Source organism: Ruegeria sp. HU-ET01832 (assembly GCF_040371315.1).
Taxonomy (GTDB): domain Bacteria; phylum Pseudomonadota; class Alphaproteobacteria; order Rhodobacterales; family Rhodobacteraceae; genus Ruegeria; species Ruegeria lacuscaerulensis_A.
Window position 1 is genome coordinate 64,691 of the sequence record NZ_BAABWL010000004.1, and the last position, 14,520, is coordinate 79,210.

The window sequence follows — 14,520 nt, forward strand, 5'->3', positions numbered from 1 at the left end:
CGAACACTTGGCCTCAGGTCGCAGAGGTGCAAGTCACGAAGGCGTGACACATGACGACATACGGCAACTTAACTGCCGGCTAGAACACATAGAAAGACTGAATCTCAGCGCCGAGGACTCAAACAAGCTTATCGCGGGCTGCGCTTTGCCAAAATCCGCTGCAACGTCCGACGGTGCATGTTTAGTCGGCGGGCAGTCTCGGACACATTCCGGTCGCACAGCTCATAAACCCGTTGAATATGTTCCCAGCGCACGCGGTCCGCGCTCATGGGGTTTTCCGGGGGCGGTGGTAGTTCGTCGCCCTTGGCCAGCAGCGCGTTGGTGATGTCAGTGGCGTCGGCGGGTTTCGACAGATAATCGGTCGCGCCGATCTTAACGGCGGCCACGGCGGTCGCGATCGCGCCGTATCCGGTCAGAACCACAACCCGGCTATCCGGGCGCTTTTCACGCAGCACTTCGACCACGTCTAAACCATTGCCGTCCTCAAGCCGCAAATCCACGACCGCATAGGCGGGTGGGCGGGCTGTGGATATGGCACGGCCTGCGGCGACCGAACCTGCGGTCTCGACCTCGAAGCCGCGCTTTTCCATGGCTTTGGCCAGACGTCTCAGAAAAGGCTCATCATCATCTACCAGAAGCAGGGATTTGTCCGGGCCGATATCCAGATCAGAGCTGTCTGCCATATTCTATTCTTTCCGCTATTTCACGCCGTTGGCCTAGCTATGAGTAATAGCAGCGCCATTGCAAAGGTCAAACGGATCACAGTTTGTCCAGAAAACACCCGACCTTGTCGGCCATCTGTTCAGCCGAGTCATTGCGGTTGAAGAATTCAAGGAATCCGGTCTCGGGCGTCATCAGGTAGGTAAAGGTGGAATGGTCGACCAGATAGTATTCGTCGCTTTTGTCATGGGCCTTGTAATAGGTCTTGTAAGCTTGGCTGGCGGCTTTGACCTGCTCGGCCGAACCGGTCAGCGCGATGGTTTTACCACCCATGTTAAAGGCATAGTCGGCCACCACTTCTGGCGTGTCCCGGTCTGGGTCGATTGAGATGAAAAGAGGCGTCACCGACTGGCCACGACCCGCCAGTATATCCACGGCCTCGGCGTTGCGCGACATGTCGAACGGGCAGACATCAGGACAGAACGTATAGCCGAAATAGACCAGTGTCGGCTCGGTGATAACGTCAGCGTCGGTGACAGTCTGACCCTCTCCGTTGATCAATTCGAATGGGCCGCCGATTGCTGCGGTGCCACCGGCGATTTGGCTGGACCGGCATTGTGCGAACTGATCATCTGATCCGGCACCTCGGGTCAGTAGCCACATGGCCCCCAGACCAATGGCAAGAACAACGGTGGCTAGAACGGCATAAAGACGGACCATGACTTCAATCCTAATGATCAGAGGGGTTGTTGATCGTTTCGGCCCGGACACCTATCAAGATGATCAGCCGATGCAACAGGACATAGTGAACCCATGGCCAATTCCAACATCACATTATGGCGTGGACAGGAACGCAGCAGCTGGATCAGGCTGCGCACGCTGATCCTGCTGCGCTGGGTTGCCATCATCGGCCAGATCACAGCCATCACCGTCGCCCAACAGACCTATCACGTCGAGCTGGATGTGATGCTGTGCTATCTGGCCATCGGGGTCTCGATCCTAGGCAACCTGACTGCGATCCTGATCTTCCCAAGAAACAAGCGCTTGTCAGAGTTCGAGAACTTCCTGATGGTTCTGTTCGACCTGTTGCAATTGACCGTTCTGCTGTACCTGACCGGAGGGCTGAACAATCCGTTTGCGTTGCTGCTTGTGGGGCCAGTAACGATCTCGGCCAATGTCATGAGTACCCGGTCGACGTTGATTGTTGGCGTCGTTGCAATTGTTCTGACTACTCTGCTGGCCGAATTCCATGTGCCCTTGCGCACGGATGTCGGAATGGATCTTGAAATCCCGGATATCCTGTTGTTCGGAAACTGGGCCGCGATCGTCATCGCGATCGTCTTTTTGGGTGCCTATTCACATCGTGTCAGTTCCGAAGTTCAATCCATGTCCGAGGCTCTGGCCGCCACGCATATGGCCCTGGCGAGAGAACAGAAGCTGACCGATCTGGGTGGTGTTGTTGCTGCGGCAGCACATGAACTGGGCACGCCGCTGGCCACAATCAAATTGACCAGCTCGGAGTTGATCGAAGAACTGGATGACCGGCCCGAACTGAAAGAGGATGCCGCGCTGATCCGAGAACAGGCCAACCGGTGCCGGGACATATTGCGCGACATGGGCAGGGCCGGAAAGGATGATCTGCATCTGCGGCAAGCCCCTCTTTCAACCGTGGTGAACGAGGCTGCAGAACCACACATTCACCGGGGCAAAACCGTCCATTTTACCGAAGGCCCTGCGGATGACGGGGATGTTCAGCAACCCTCGATCCTGCGCAAGCCCGAAATCATTCACGGGTTGCGGAACCTAATCCAGAATGCGGTGGATTTTGCCCGCGCGAACGTTTGGGTCGAGGCGGAATGGAGCTCTGATCAGATCATTGTCAGCATCATGGATGACGGGCGCGGATATCCGTCTCAGATGATCGGGCGGATTGGCGATCCGTTCATGCGCCGCCGTCGCGCCGAAACCGATCAACGCGCACGCCCGGAATACGAAGGCATGGGTTTGGGCCTGTTCATCGCCAAAACCCTGCTGGAGCGCAGCGGAGCGGAACTGGATTTTGCCAACGGTTCAGACCCCTATCAGACCTTATCCGAATACCCCGAACGTCGGGGGGCTATCGTTAAGGTCACTTGGCCGAGAAACCTGGTTGATGCGCAACAAGGAGACACCCCGGTCCCGTCTGGCGCGAACCAACGGATTCAGGTCTGAGTTAAGACCCCGTTAACCATTGGTAACCATAATCCGGTTTCGTAATTTCTGTTGCGGGGCGTTCATGGTCGACTGGTTCATTCTGGCTGTCATCAGCTTGGTCTCTGCCGGCCTTGCGGTGCAATGGCTGCTGCCGCGCCGTCGGCACAGGGGTGACAATTTCGGCCTATCCTCGCCCACGTCCTTGTTTGACGCGGTGTTTTTGTTCGACGATCAACGTCTGATCAGCCACTCGGATATCGCGCTAGAAGGGTTCGAAGAAGTCCGGTCCTGGCACGACCTGCGCCGTTTACTGCAGCGAGACTTTCCCACATTTCCCGAAACTCCGGACTGCATCCGACAGGAGGGTAATCTGATCATCCCCGCCATAGACTGCACGGTCGAGCGTGACGTCATGTGCGAATGGATCGACGGCATAGTCAGGGTTCAGTTACGTGAAAACAGCATCTGCCCTGCCACCATCAACCGTGAAGCGAACGATCCAATCCGCCTGGCAATGGAACGCGCGCCGTATCCCGTCTGGTTACTGGATGAACAAGACACATTTCGTTGGTGCAACGCAGCCTATATTTCGTTGGTTCGCAAGGTGCGGGGTCAGGATACGGATCTGACCGCGCCGTTGTTTCCCGGATCCGAAGAAGATGCCCGACTGGGTGGAAAGACGCGGGTTTCAATTTCGTCGGACGGCAGCGAAATCAAGCTTTGGTTCGATCTGACACGGGTCCACCATCCAGAGGGGCACTTATGTTACGCCGTCGACATCAACGCGATTGTCGACGCCGAAACCGCCCAACGCAAATTCGTTCAGACGATGACCAAGACCTTTGCCCAACTGTCAATTGGCTTGGCGATTTTCGACCGCAACCGACAATTGGCCCTATTCAACCCGGCCCTAATTGACCTCACCACCCTGCCCCCGGACTTCCTCAGCTGCCGGCCAAGCCTGTCCAGTTTCTTCGACCGGCTAAGGGATCAACACATGATGCCCGAACCCAAGAACTACCGAAGCTGGCGCAGTCAGATGAATGACCTGCTTGAGGCTGCCGAGGACGGGAATTATCAGGAAACGTGGTCCCTGCCCTCAGGGTCGGTTTATTCGGTTAGCGGTCGCCCCCATCCCGACGGTGCCGTCGCCTTTTTGTTCGAAGACATCACGGCCGAGATCACCCTAACCCGGCGGTTCCGTTCAGAAATGGACCTGATGCAATCGGTTCTGGACAAACTGGCGGATGCGGTCGCCGTTTTTGGCGATGACGGAACCCTGGCCTTTACCAATTACGCCTATCAAAATCTGTGGGGCGACAGCGGAGACTCGGGCTTTGACGCCGATTCAGTTCTGGATGTCACCCGCAGTTGGCAGGAACTTTGTACTGCATCCCCTGTTTTCGGTGAGATTCGAGAGTTTGTAGGGATGCGCGACAACCGGGCAGAATGGTCGGCAGAGTTGCGTATGCGCAATGGTGCTTCGCTTGAATGCACAATCTGCCCGATGCAAAACGGAGCGACAATTATCCGGTTTGCAACAGAAGATAAAACAGTTCTTCAACCTAAGTTACACCAGATCAGCGCCTGAACCGGGTTGCAGGCAAACCGGTGCGACGTCATTGTGGCGCCATGACGACCGCGCCCTTTGCAATCACCTTCAACTCGCCTTGTGAGACGGCAGATTTTGCCGCTCGGTTGGGCCGGATTCTACGTCCGGGCGATACTCTCTTGCTCGAAGGCGAAATTGGCAGCGGAAAAACCCACTTCTCCCGCAGTCTTATTCAATCGGTGATGAGCATCCCCGAAGACGTTCCTTCGCCAACATTTACGTTGGTTCAGGTTTATGACACCGAAATCGGAGAAATCTGGCACTGTGATCTTTACCGCCTTGGCGCAGTGGATGAGGTCGATGAGCTTGGCCTGACCGAGGCATTTGAAACAGCGATTTGCCTTGTGGAATGGCCAGACAAACTCGGGTCGATGCAACCTGAAAATGCCTTGACGCTTTCGTTTGAAACAGACCCTAACACTGTGGAAAAACGCCTTATAACCCTTTCGTGGGTAAATACCGAATGGGCCAGCAGACTGGAGGCCGCTCAATGACAAACCGAGCTGTGCTGGCCGAAGCGCTGATCGCTCAAACCCCGTGGGCCAATGCGCAGCGTGCGCCTTTGGCCGGGGACGCCTCGAACCGCCGTTATGAGCGTCTGACCGATCCGGATACCGGCAAGACAGCGGTTTTGATGGACTCGCCACCGGGTCAGGCTGAACCCGTCGAAGCGTTTGTCCGAATGGCAAACCATTTGCGATCCATCGGCCTTAGCGCGCCCGAAATTTATGCCGAAGATACCGAATATGGCTTTTTGTTGCTTGAGGATTTGGGCGACGATCTATTTGCGCGTGTGCTGCGGCGATCTCCGACGTTGGAACGTGAATTCTACGAGGCAGCCACAGACGTTTTGATCACGCTGCACAAGGCACCGACGCTTTCATTGCCATCCTATGGCCCATCCTTGATGACGGAACTGGCCGCACTGTCGTTCACCAAATACGCCCAGTCGATTCAAGGATCGCATGACGAGGACGCACGGGATCGGTTCGAACACCGGTTTGCAGATATCCTGCACCGGGAAACTGCGGGAACAAAAGTTGTTGTCCAAAGGGATTATCACGCTGAAAACCTGATTTGGTTGCCTGAACGCGACGGCGTTGCCCGCGTTGGGTTGCTGGACTTTCAGACAGCCATGCTGGGCCATCCCGCTTATGATCTGGTCTCGCTTCTGCAAGATGTGCGCCGGGATGTAGCACCTGGAACCGAAATGCGGATGGTTAACAGGTATATTCAGACAACCGGAGTGAACGACCACGATTTCCGCACCGCATATGCCGTTCTGGGAACGCAACGAAACCTGCGTATTCTCGGTGTATTTGCCCGATTGGCGACGGAATATGGAAAACCGCAATATGTCGACCTGATCCCCGCGACATGGACGCACTTGATGCGCGATCTGGAACATCCCGCGTTGGTCACTGTGTCCGATCTGTTGCGTGATGGGCTACCTTCACCGACACCGGAAAACCTTGCAAAGCTCAGACAATCATGACCGACACGCCTGATGCCATCATGCTGTTTGCTGCCGGGTTCGGAAATCGTATGGGTGCGCTGACCAAGAATCGGCCGAAACCTCTGGTGGAATGCGCAGGCCGCCCACTGATTGACTACGCGCTTGATTTGGTCAACGACCTTGATCCAATTCGTAAGGTCGCCAACCTGCATTACCTTCCAGATCAGCTTGAGGCTCATCTTGCCCCCAAGGGTGTTTTGCTGTCCCATGAACAACCCGAAATCCTTGAAACAGGGGGTGGATTGCGCGCAGCATTGCCTTTGTTAGGGTCTAGTACTGTTTTCACCCTGAATTCAGATGCGATCTGGTCGGGGCCAAATCCACTTGGGATGCTGCGGGATGCTTGGGATCCCGAAAAGATGGATGCGCTATTGATGTGCATACCAACAGACCAAGCCGATGGACATGCGGGTCAGGGTGATTTCACTGCAGATCGCGACGGCCGCATCACGCGCGGCCCGGGGCTGATTTATGGTGGCGCGCAGATCATGAAAACCGATGGATTGGCCGATATCCCGGACAAGGCGTTTTCGTTGAATGTTTTGTGGGACCGAATGCATCAGAACGGTCGGTTGTTTGGCCTGACATATCCCGGGCGCTGGTGCGATGTGGGCAGTCCCGAAGGGATCGCTCTGGCTGAAAGGATGTTGGCGGATGTTTGACCCCAGCGGTCTGCCCCGTGTATTTGCCGTTCCCCCCGGCACGGATTTTCCGGCCGCTTTGGTGAAAGGGTTGCGTCACCGCAGCAATGACTATCCGCCCGAGGAATTGGCCAAGGTGCAGCTGGTGGTAAACACAAGGCGAATGGCCAGACGTGTGCGCGAGTTGTTCGACCAAGGGCCAGCCTGCCTTCTGCCGCGTTTGTCCTTGGTCACAGACTTGGGCGAAAGCGTTGACCTGGCTAGCGTTCCGCCAGCTATTCCGGCACTACGCAGGCGGTTGGAGTTGACACAGCTGGTCTCAAAACTACTGGACCAACAACCTGATCTGGCGGCGCGATCTTCGCTGTTCGATTTGTCCGACAGTCTGGCCGCATTGATCGACGAAATGCAGGGCGAGGGCGTGTCGCCCGAGGCAATCGGGCAGCTGGATGTCAGCGACTTGTCTGGCCATTGGGCACGCGCGCAGGCCTTTATTGGGATCGCAGATCAATTCATCGACGCAGGGCCCGATGCGCTGGACGCGCAGGCCCGGCAGCGCATCGTCGTCGAAAACCTTATTGCGCGGTGGCGGGACGCACCTCCACAACATCCGGTCATTCTGGCAGGATCGACCGGATCACGCGGCACCACACTGATGCTGATGGAGGCGGTGGCGCGCCTTCCACAGGGTGCTTTGATCCTGCCGGGGTACGACTTCGATCAGCCTGATCACGTCTGGCGGGGGTTGGACGATGCCCTGACCTCGGAAGATCACCCGCAATACCGATTTCACAAATTGACAACTCAGCTTGATCTGAGGCCCGATCAAGTCACGCCCTGGACACCTGATACACCTCCGTCACCCGCGCGTAACCGGTTGGTTTCCCTAGCATTACGCCCGGCACCCATCACGGATGCCTGGATGTCCGAAGGGCCCAAGCTGACAGATTTGAACGGCGCGACGAAAGACCTGACCCTGGTCGAGGCACAATCGCCGCGGGACGAGGCGCTGGCCATTGCCCTGCGCTTGCGGCAAGCGGCCGAGACAGGTCAGACCGCTGCTCTGATCACCCCGGACCGGATGCTGACGCGGCAAGTCAGTGCTGCTTTGGATCGATGGAACATTCTGCCAGATGACAGCGCAGGTCTGCCGATGCAGCTTTCACCACCGGGGCGGTTCCTGCGCCATGTGGCCGGATTGTTTGCGCGACGGCTGGATGGCGAGGCCCTGTTGACACTGCTAAAACATCCCCTTTGCCACGATGGTGGCGATCGCGGCACGCATCTGCTGCACACGCGCGATCTGGAGCTTGACCTGCGGCGGCATGGACCTCCGTTCCCGGACAGCCGCAGCCTGACCGCGTTTGCGATCCGCAAAGAGGTGCCGGACGATTGGGTGCGTTGGGTGTCGCATCACTTCTGCGACCAACGGGTGACTACAGATCTGCCACTATCGGACTGGGTCATCCGGTTGCGCGATCTGGCCGAAGCGATTTCAGCGGGAAATACCGGGGGTCCCGGTACGCTTTGGGACAAGAACGCAGGGCAAAAGGCTTTGTCGGTTCTGACCGCACTTACGGAAGAAGCTGGTCATGGTGGTCCGATGACGGCGCATGACTTTGCGGATTTGCTGGGTGCATTGCTGTCAGGCGAAGAGGTACGGGATCGCGACGCACCGCATCCCCATATCATGATCTGGGGCACGCTTGAGGCGCGGGTGCAGGGGGCCGATCTGCTGATTCTTGGCGGATTGAACGAAGGCAGTTGGCCCGAAGCCCCCAGCCCTGATCCCTGGCTGAACCGCCAGATGCGCGCCAAGGCCGGATTGTTGTTGCCCGAACGGCGGATTGGTCTGTCGGCGCATGATTTCCAACAGGCCATCGGCGCGCCCGAGGTCTGGCTGACCCGGGCCACCCGATCCGATGATGCCGAAACCGTGCCGTCGCGCTGGTTGAACCGTTTGACGAACCTGTTGCAGGGCCTGCCGGAACAGGGCGGTCGAGCCGCCCTTTCGGCCATGCGCGGGCGCGGGCAGAAATGGCTGAGCTGGTCGGAACAACTTGAAATCGCGCCCGAAATTTCGGCGGCGTCGCGCCCGTCCCCGCGCCCACCGATCGCGTCGCGCCCGCGTCGCCTGAGCGTGACCGAGATCAAGCGCCTGATACGGGACCCTTATGCGATTTACGCCAAACATGTGCTGCGGCTGCGGCCTCTGGACCCGTTGGTGCAGGCCCCCGATGCGTTATTGCGTGGCATCGTGATCCACGAGATTCTGGAACATTTCGTCAAGGACAGCGTGTTGGACACCGCACTGCTGACCCGCGAGAATTTCCTGAAACGCGCCGAAACCCTGTTGGATCAGCATGTGGCATGGCCGACTGCCCGCAAATTGTGGCTGGCGCGGCTGGAACGGATTGCCGACGACTTCCTAAGTGCCGAAACTGCCCGGCGTGGCGATGGCGGGCCGGTGGCGTTCGAAGCCGCGATGAAACTGGTGCTAAAGCCGCTGGATTTCACCATTGCAGGCCGCGCTGACCGGATCGACCTGAACAGCCGGGGCGCGCTGCGGCTGGTGGATTACAAAACCGGTGCGCCTCCGACCGAAAGCCAGCAGTCCAAATTTGACAAGCAACTGCTGATCGAAGCCGCCATGGCCGAGCAGGGCGGGATCGAGGGTTTTGACCCTCTGCCCGTGGCTGAGGCGGTGTTTATCGGCATGGGCGGCAGCTACAAAGAAGTGCCCGCACCGTTGGCGAAAGAACCGACGGACAAGGTGTTGACCGAGCTAAAAGAGCTGATTTCGGCTTATTTAGAGCCTAACCAAGGCTTTTCCTCGCGTCGGATGCTGCACAAAGACACCGACTCTGGCGATTACGACCATCTGGCCCGGTTCGGCGAATGGGACCGCACCGCAGACACCAAGCCCGAGGATCTGACATGAGCGCCCGCAACGACGCGACCGAACGGCAGGTGCAGGCAGCGCGGCCCGATGCCTCGACCTGGCTGGCGGCAAATGCGGGCTCGGGCAAAACGCGGGTTCTGACCGACAGGGTGGCGCGGTTACTGCTGGACGGGGTGCAGCCGCAGCACATCTTGTGCCTGACCTACACCAAAGCCGCCGCCAGTGAGATGCAGAACCGTCTGTTCAAACGGCTGGGCGAATGGGCGATGCTGGGTGACAAGGCGCTGCTGGCGCAACTGACCGATCTGGGCGTCCCCGGCCGGATTGATCCCGACCGTCTGGCACAAGCCCGCACGCTATTTGCCCGCGCGATTGAAACGCCGGGCGGGCTGAAAATCCAGACGATCCACTCTTTCTGCGCCTCGCTTCTGCGGCGATTCCCGCTGGAGGCCGGTGTCAGCCCCCAGTTTTCCGAGATGGAAGACCGCGCCGCCGCCTTGCTGCGCGAAGAAATCGTCGAGGATTTCGCCGAAGGCCCTCATGCCGCTCTGATCGAGGATGTGGCGCGGTTTGTCACCGATACCGGGTTCGACAATCTGACCGCCGCGATCACCCACAAGCGCAACCTGTTTGCGCAACCCTTGGGCTGGGCTGATCTGCTGGACCGGTTCGACCTGCCCGATGGGTTCGACGAAGACGCCCTGATTGCGCGCGTGTTTCTGGGCGGTGAGGTCGACCTGATCCGCGCGATCCTGCCCGCGTTGACGGAAAGCGGCGGCAACAACGCCAAGGCGGCCGCAAAACTGTCGGCGTTCACCGATCCCCGGATCAGCAGTCTGCCCATCTTGGAAAGCGTGTTTCTGACCGGAAAGGCCGCCAAAGAACCCTTTACCGCCAAGATCAACGCATTCCCGACCAAAGCCCTACGCGAAGGCGCATTGGCCGGACAGATGTCACAACTTGAGGCGCTAATGCTGCGCATTGAGGCCGCTCGGGAACAGCGGCTGGCGCTGGTGGCGGCGCGCAAGACCCATGTGCTGCACCGGTTCGCCTCTGCGTTCCTGCCAGAATATGAGCGCCGCAAGCAGCTGCGCGGCTGGCTGGATTTCGACGACCTGATCTTGCGCGCACGGCAAGTGCTGAACGACCCGGCGGTGGCCGAATGGGTGCTGTACCGGCTGGACGGTGGCATCGACCACATTCTGGTGGACGAGGCACAGGACACCAGCCCCGACCAATGGGACGTGGTCGAGAAACTGGCGCAGGAATTCACCAGCGGCGAGGGGGCAAGGTCCGGGGTCGAGCGCACGATCTTTGTGGTCGGCGACAAGAAACAGTCGATCTATTCCTTCCAAGGCGCGGACCCTGCAGCCTTTGACCAGATGCAGCAGGAATTCGGGCGGCGGTTGATCAATTCAGGCTCTAAACTTGAGAGTTTGGAGTTGGAATATTCCTTCCGCTCGTCCAGCGCGATCCTGTCTTTGGTGAATATCCTGTTCGAAGGCCACGCCGAGGCCGGGTTTCAGGATAAGGCCCTGCACCGCGCGTTCAAGACCAGCCTGCCGGGGCGAGTCGATCTGTGGCCGGTGGTTGAAAAGGTCGAGGACGAAGAGGACGGCGACTGGACCGATCCCGTCGATCGCCCCGGCGCGCGGCATCACACGGTCATTCTGGCGGAAGAGGTGGCACACTCGATCAAAGAGATGATCGACCGGGGTGAAACGATCCCCGAGGATGGCGACACACCCGGCGCGTTCGTGCGGCGTAAGGTGCAGCCGGGCGATTTCCTGATCCTAGTGCAGCGCCGGTCCGATCTGTTTGCCGAGATCATCCGCGCCTGCAAGGCCGCCAATCTGCCCATCGCCGGGGCCGACCGGCTGAAGGTCGGGGCGGAACTGGCGGTGAAAGATCTGGCCGCTCTGCTCAGCTTTCTGACCACGCCCGAAGACAGTCTGTCGCTGGCCACTGTGCTGAAATCACCGTTATTCGGGTGGACCGAGCAGCAGCTATTCGATTTGGCACACCGGCGGTCCGAGCAGTTCCTATGGGCCGCCCTGCGCCACCGGGCCGAGGATTTCCCCGAAACGCTTGAGATTCTGAATGACCTGCGCGGCCAGATCGACTTTCTGCGCCCCTATGACCTGATCGAACGCATCCTGACTCGCCATGACGGACGGCGCAAATTGCTGGGTCGTCTGGGGGCCGAGGCCGAAGACGGGATCAACGCGCTGCTGTCGCAGGCCCTAGCTTATGAGCGCACGGATATTCCCAGCCTGACCGGCTTTCTGGTCTGGATGCAAACCGACGATCTGGAAATCAAACGGCAGATGAGCGGTGTCGGCAACATGATCCGGGTGATGACAGTGCATGGCTCCAAGGGGCTGGAGGCTCCGATCGTGATCCTGCCCGATACCGGAAAACGTCAAGCCCCCCGCGATGCCGAGATCATGGTGGGCGAGGGGGTGCCTTTGTGGAAAGTGCCCGCGGATGCCTCACCCGCGTTGATCGCACAGGCCCGGTCTGAGGCCCGCGCGCGGGAAGAGAATGAGCGCCTGAGATTGCTCTATGTGGCTCTGACACGGGCAGAAAAGTGGCTGATCGTCGGGGCTGCGGGCGATGTCGGCAAGGATGTCACCAGCTGGTATCAGATGGTCGCGGCGGCAATGGCGCGGGCAGGGGCCGCGCAATTGCCGGGCTCGGAAACTCTGCGCCTGTCGCATGGGAATTGGGACGCGCTGTCGCTTGTCGAACAGGAACAGGCCGAAACCACGCAGACTGATCTGCCCGCAATGTTTGAATCCCCCGCCGCGCCGCCTTTGCCGCAGTCCGAGACGCTCAGCCCTTCTAATCTGGGTGGAGCCAAGGCACTGCCGGGTGATGCGGGGCAGGATGAAGAGGCCGCCAAACTCAGGGGCACCCGCCTGCATCTGTTGCTGGAACACCTGCCCAGCGCACCATATCAGGACTGGCCGCAGCTTTGCGCCAGAGTACTTCCCGATATGCAAGACATCGAACGCAACGATCTGCTGGCAGAGGCAAAGGCCGTTCTGACCTCGGACCACTTGCGGCCAGTCTTTGCGGAAAACACGCTGGCCGAAGTTCCTGTTAGCGCAGATCTGGGCAGTCAACGAATGCATGGGGTGATTGACCGGCTGATCGTAACCGAAACTGAGGTGCAGGTGATTGATTTTAAATCAAACGCCACCGTTCCACAGGTCCCGACTGCGTGCCCCGAGGGTCTTTTGCGGCAGATGGGAGCTTATGCGCAAGCGATGGCCCAAATCTATCCCGACCGAAAAGTGAAAACCGCCATCCTATGGACCCGTACCGCGCAGCTAATGTGGTTGCCACACGAACTTGTGACCCAAGCACTGACCCGCGCCCAGATACCTTGACCTCGGGATACCCCGTGCCTAGGTTCTGAAGCCAAGCATTCCCCATTCAGGAGACAGAATATGTCGACCGTAGCCGTAACCGACGATACCTTTGACGCCGAAGTCAAGAATTCCGACATCCCTGTTGTTGTCGATTTCTGGGCAGAATGGTGTGGCCCCTGTAAGCAAATCGGCCCCGCTCTGGAAGAGCTGGCGACCGAGTATGGCGGCAAGGTGAAAATTGCCAAGGTTGACGTGGACAGCAACCCGAACGCCGCTGCAGCGATGGGTGTACGCGGTATTCCCGCGCTGTTCATCTTCAAGGACGGTCAGGTTGTTTCGAACCGCGCAGGCGCGGCACCCAAAGCCGCGCTGCAAAGCTGGATCGAAGAGTCCATCTGATCCATTGGATCAACCGAAATAAAAGGCGTCCCACTAGGGGCGCCTTTTTTGTGACCGAGGATCAAATGGCTAAAACACGTGTTCTTGTTGAATTTGGCATGGGAACGTCCTTGCGCCGCCAAGACTATACCGAGGCTGCGCTGCGCGCGATCAAGGATGCCTTGTGGCACAACTCGGTGAATATGGCAGAGCTGTTCGGCTTTCAGAAAGAGGCCATGATCATTGATGCCGAAATCGGCGTAGCCCAACCGGATAAAGTGGATGTCGAGGCGTTGAAGGCCGTTTTTCCCTATGGGCGACCTTCGATCCAGGTCAATCAAGGAGGATTGGATATAGAAAAGCCTGATGCGCAAGGTCACACCGTGATCGCCAATGCCGCAATCATAGTCTCGTTTGATATGGAGGCCGTTTGATGGGCGAAAAGCGAATTATCCTTGAGATGGGCACTGGAAATGACCTGTACGGGCAGGATTACACAAAGGCCGCAAGACGCGCAGTGCAGGATGCGCTGCACCATTCCTCGATCACGCTTTTTTCCAAGCTTGGTGTGGATCACACAGCGATGCGGGTTCAGGTGACGCTCGGGGTACAACAGCCGTCAGCTGTGGACTGTGATCAGGTGGCTGCTGATTTGCCACGCGGTCGGGCGCAAGTTCGTGCGGTTCAAGGTGGGATTGATGTCGTTGACCCAGACGGGGGGCGTCATGTTGTGGCCACCGCTGCGATCGAGGCATTCCTGCCTGACATGGACGGCCAATACAAACTGTCCTGACAAAGAAAAAGCCGCTCGACTTCGAGCGGCTTGTCTAAGCGGGTATTCCGTTTGCGGATCAGAATTTTTCGATATCCGCACGGCACAGACCGACATCGTCCAGCTGGGCGTCGGAGAGTTCCCACAACAGCTTGCGTGTCTTGCGGGATTCATTCCACGCCAGTGCCTTTTCATAGGTTCCGAAGAACGCGTCCACTACATGCAGGATGGTAGCTGCTCCGAGCGGCGCATGGATATTTGCGGTGGTTGCCATTTGCGCATTCCTTGTAACTGAAACAGCCGACCCTTCGTCGGTTGTGAGGCTCATGTAGGATCAAAGCCCGAGTCTCACAATTGCTAGTCCGGTAACCCCGAATTGCACTCAATGCATATCTTTTGAGCAGTTTGAGAACTGTTGCGCTGAACGCACGCCCGGCCCATATAGGATGCCAGTTGAAAACGGAGGCCC

Annotated in this window: 13 protein-coding genes; 10 read left to right on the forward strand and 3 right to left on the reverse strand. The window is 58.4% G+C overall.

The annotated features are described in order from the left end of the window. Window positions 1-128 precede the first annotated feature (128 nt). Both ABWV79_RS13065 and ABWV79_RS13070 read right to left on the reverse strand, forming a co-directional pair. Entirely contained in the window at window positions 129-683 is a 555-nt protein-coding gene (locus ABWV79_RS13065) for an ActR/PrrA/RegA family redox response regulator transcription factor (protein WP_142637470.1), read from the reverse strand. A 76-nt stretch (window positions 684-759) separates the two neighbouring features. Further along, on the reverse strand, window positions 760-1,380 hold the full coding sequence (locus tag ABWV79_RS13070; protein WP_353392488.1) for an SCO family protein: 621 nt from the start codon (window positions 1,378-1,380) through the stop codon (window positions 760-762). Between the two features lie 93 nt (window positions 1,381-1,473). Between ABWV79_RS13070 and regB the strand changes: the two genes are divergently transcribed. From regB to ABWV79_RS13120, 10 genes are all read left to right on the forward strand, one after another. Next, window positions 1,474-2,871: a sensor histidine kinase RegB gene (regB, locus tag ABWV79_RS13075; protein WP_353392490.1), complete on the forward strand. Its 1,398-nt coding sequence runs from the start codon at window positions 1,474-1,476 to the stop codon at window positions 2,869-2,871. Window positions 2,872-2,935: 64 nt separating this feature from the next. Then, window positions 2,936-4,444, forward strand: a complete 1,509-nt coding sequence (locus ABWV79_RS13080) for a PAS-domain containing protein (protein WP_353392491.1) — start codon at window positions 2,936-2,938, stop codon at window positions 4,442-4,444. 41 nt (window positions 4,445-4,485) lie between these two features. Then, complete coding sequence (gene tsaE / locus ABWV79_RS13085; RefSeq protein WP_353392493.1) at window positions 4,486-4,959, forward strand: tRNA (adenosine(37)-N6)-threonylcarbamoyltransferase complex ATPase subunit type 1 TsaE; 474 nt, start codon at window positions 4,486-4,488, stop codon at window positions 4,957-4,959. Continuing rightward, complete coding sequence (locus tag ABWV79_RS13090; protein ID WP_353392494.1) at window positions 4,956-5,960, forward strand: aminoglycoside phosphotransferase family protein; 1,005 nt, start codon at window positions 4,956-4,958, stop codon at window positions 5,958-5,960. The genes tsaE and ABWV79_RS13090 overlap by 4 nt, the downstream gene beginning before the upstream one ends. Beyond that, on the forward strand, window positions 5,957-6,643 hold the full coding sequence (locus ABWV79_RS13095) for a nucleotidyltransferase family protein (protein ID WP_353392496.1): 687 nt from the start codon (window positions 5,957-5,959) through the stop codon (window positions 6,641-6,643). The genes ABWV79_RS13090 and ABWV79_RS13095 overlap by 4 nt, the downstream gene beginning before the upstream one ends. Then, window positions 6,636-9,563: a double-strand break repair protein AddB gene (gene addB / locus ABWV79_RS13100; RefSeq protein ID WP_353392498.1), complete on the forward strand. Its 2,928-nt coding sequence runs from the start codon at window positions 6,636-6,638 to the stop codon at window positions 9,561-9,563. Before ABWV79_RS13095 ends, addB begins: the two co-directional genes overlap by 8 nt. After that, window positions 9,560-12,919 carry a double-strand break repair helicase AddA gene (gene addA, locus ABWV79_RS13105; protein ID WP_353392499.1) on the forward strand — a complete coding sequence of 1,120 codons (3,360 nt, stop codon included), beginning with the start codon at window positions 9,560-9,562 and terminating at the stop codon, window positions 12,917-12,919. Before addB ends, addA begins: the two co-directional genes overlap by 4 nt. 60 nt (window positions 12,920-12,979) lie before the next feature. Further along, complete coding sequence (gene trxA / locus ABWV79_RS13110) at window positions 12,980-13,300, forward strand: thioredoxin (protein WP_170355595.1); 321 nt, start codon at window positions 12,980-12,982, stop codon at window positions 13,298-13,300. A gap of 65 nt (window positions 13,301-13,365) precedes the next feature. Continuing rightward, a complete protein-coding gene (locus ABWV79_RS13115; RefSeq protein ID WP_353392501.1) occupies window positions 13,366-13,713 on the forward strand; it encodes a Lin0512 family protein in 348 nt (115 codons plus the stop codon). After that, a complete protein-coding gene (locus ABWV79_RS13120; protein ID WP_353392502.1) occupies window positions 13,713-14,072 on the forward strand; it encodes a Lin0512 family protein in 360 nt (119 codons plus the stop codon). Before ABWV79_RS13115 ends, ABWV79_RS13120 begins: the two co-directional genes overlap by 1 nt. Window positions 14,073-14,130: 58 nt before the next feature. On the opposite strand, the gene ABWV79_RS13125 is transcribed toward ABWV79_RS13120, so the two are convergent. Further along, entirely contained in the window at window positions 14,131-14,325 is a 195-nt protein-coding gene (locus tag ABWV79_RS13125; protein ID WP_353392503.1) for a DUF1127 domain-containing protein, read from the reverse strand. Between the last annotated feature and the right edge of the window lie 195 nt (window positions 14,326-14,520).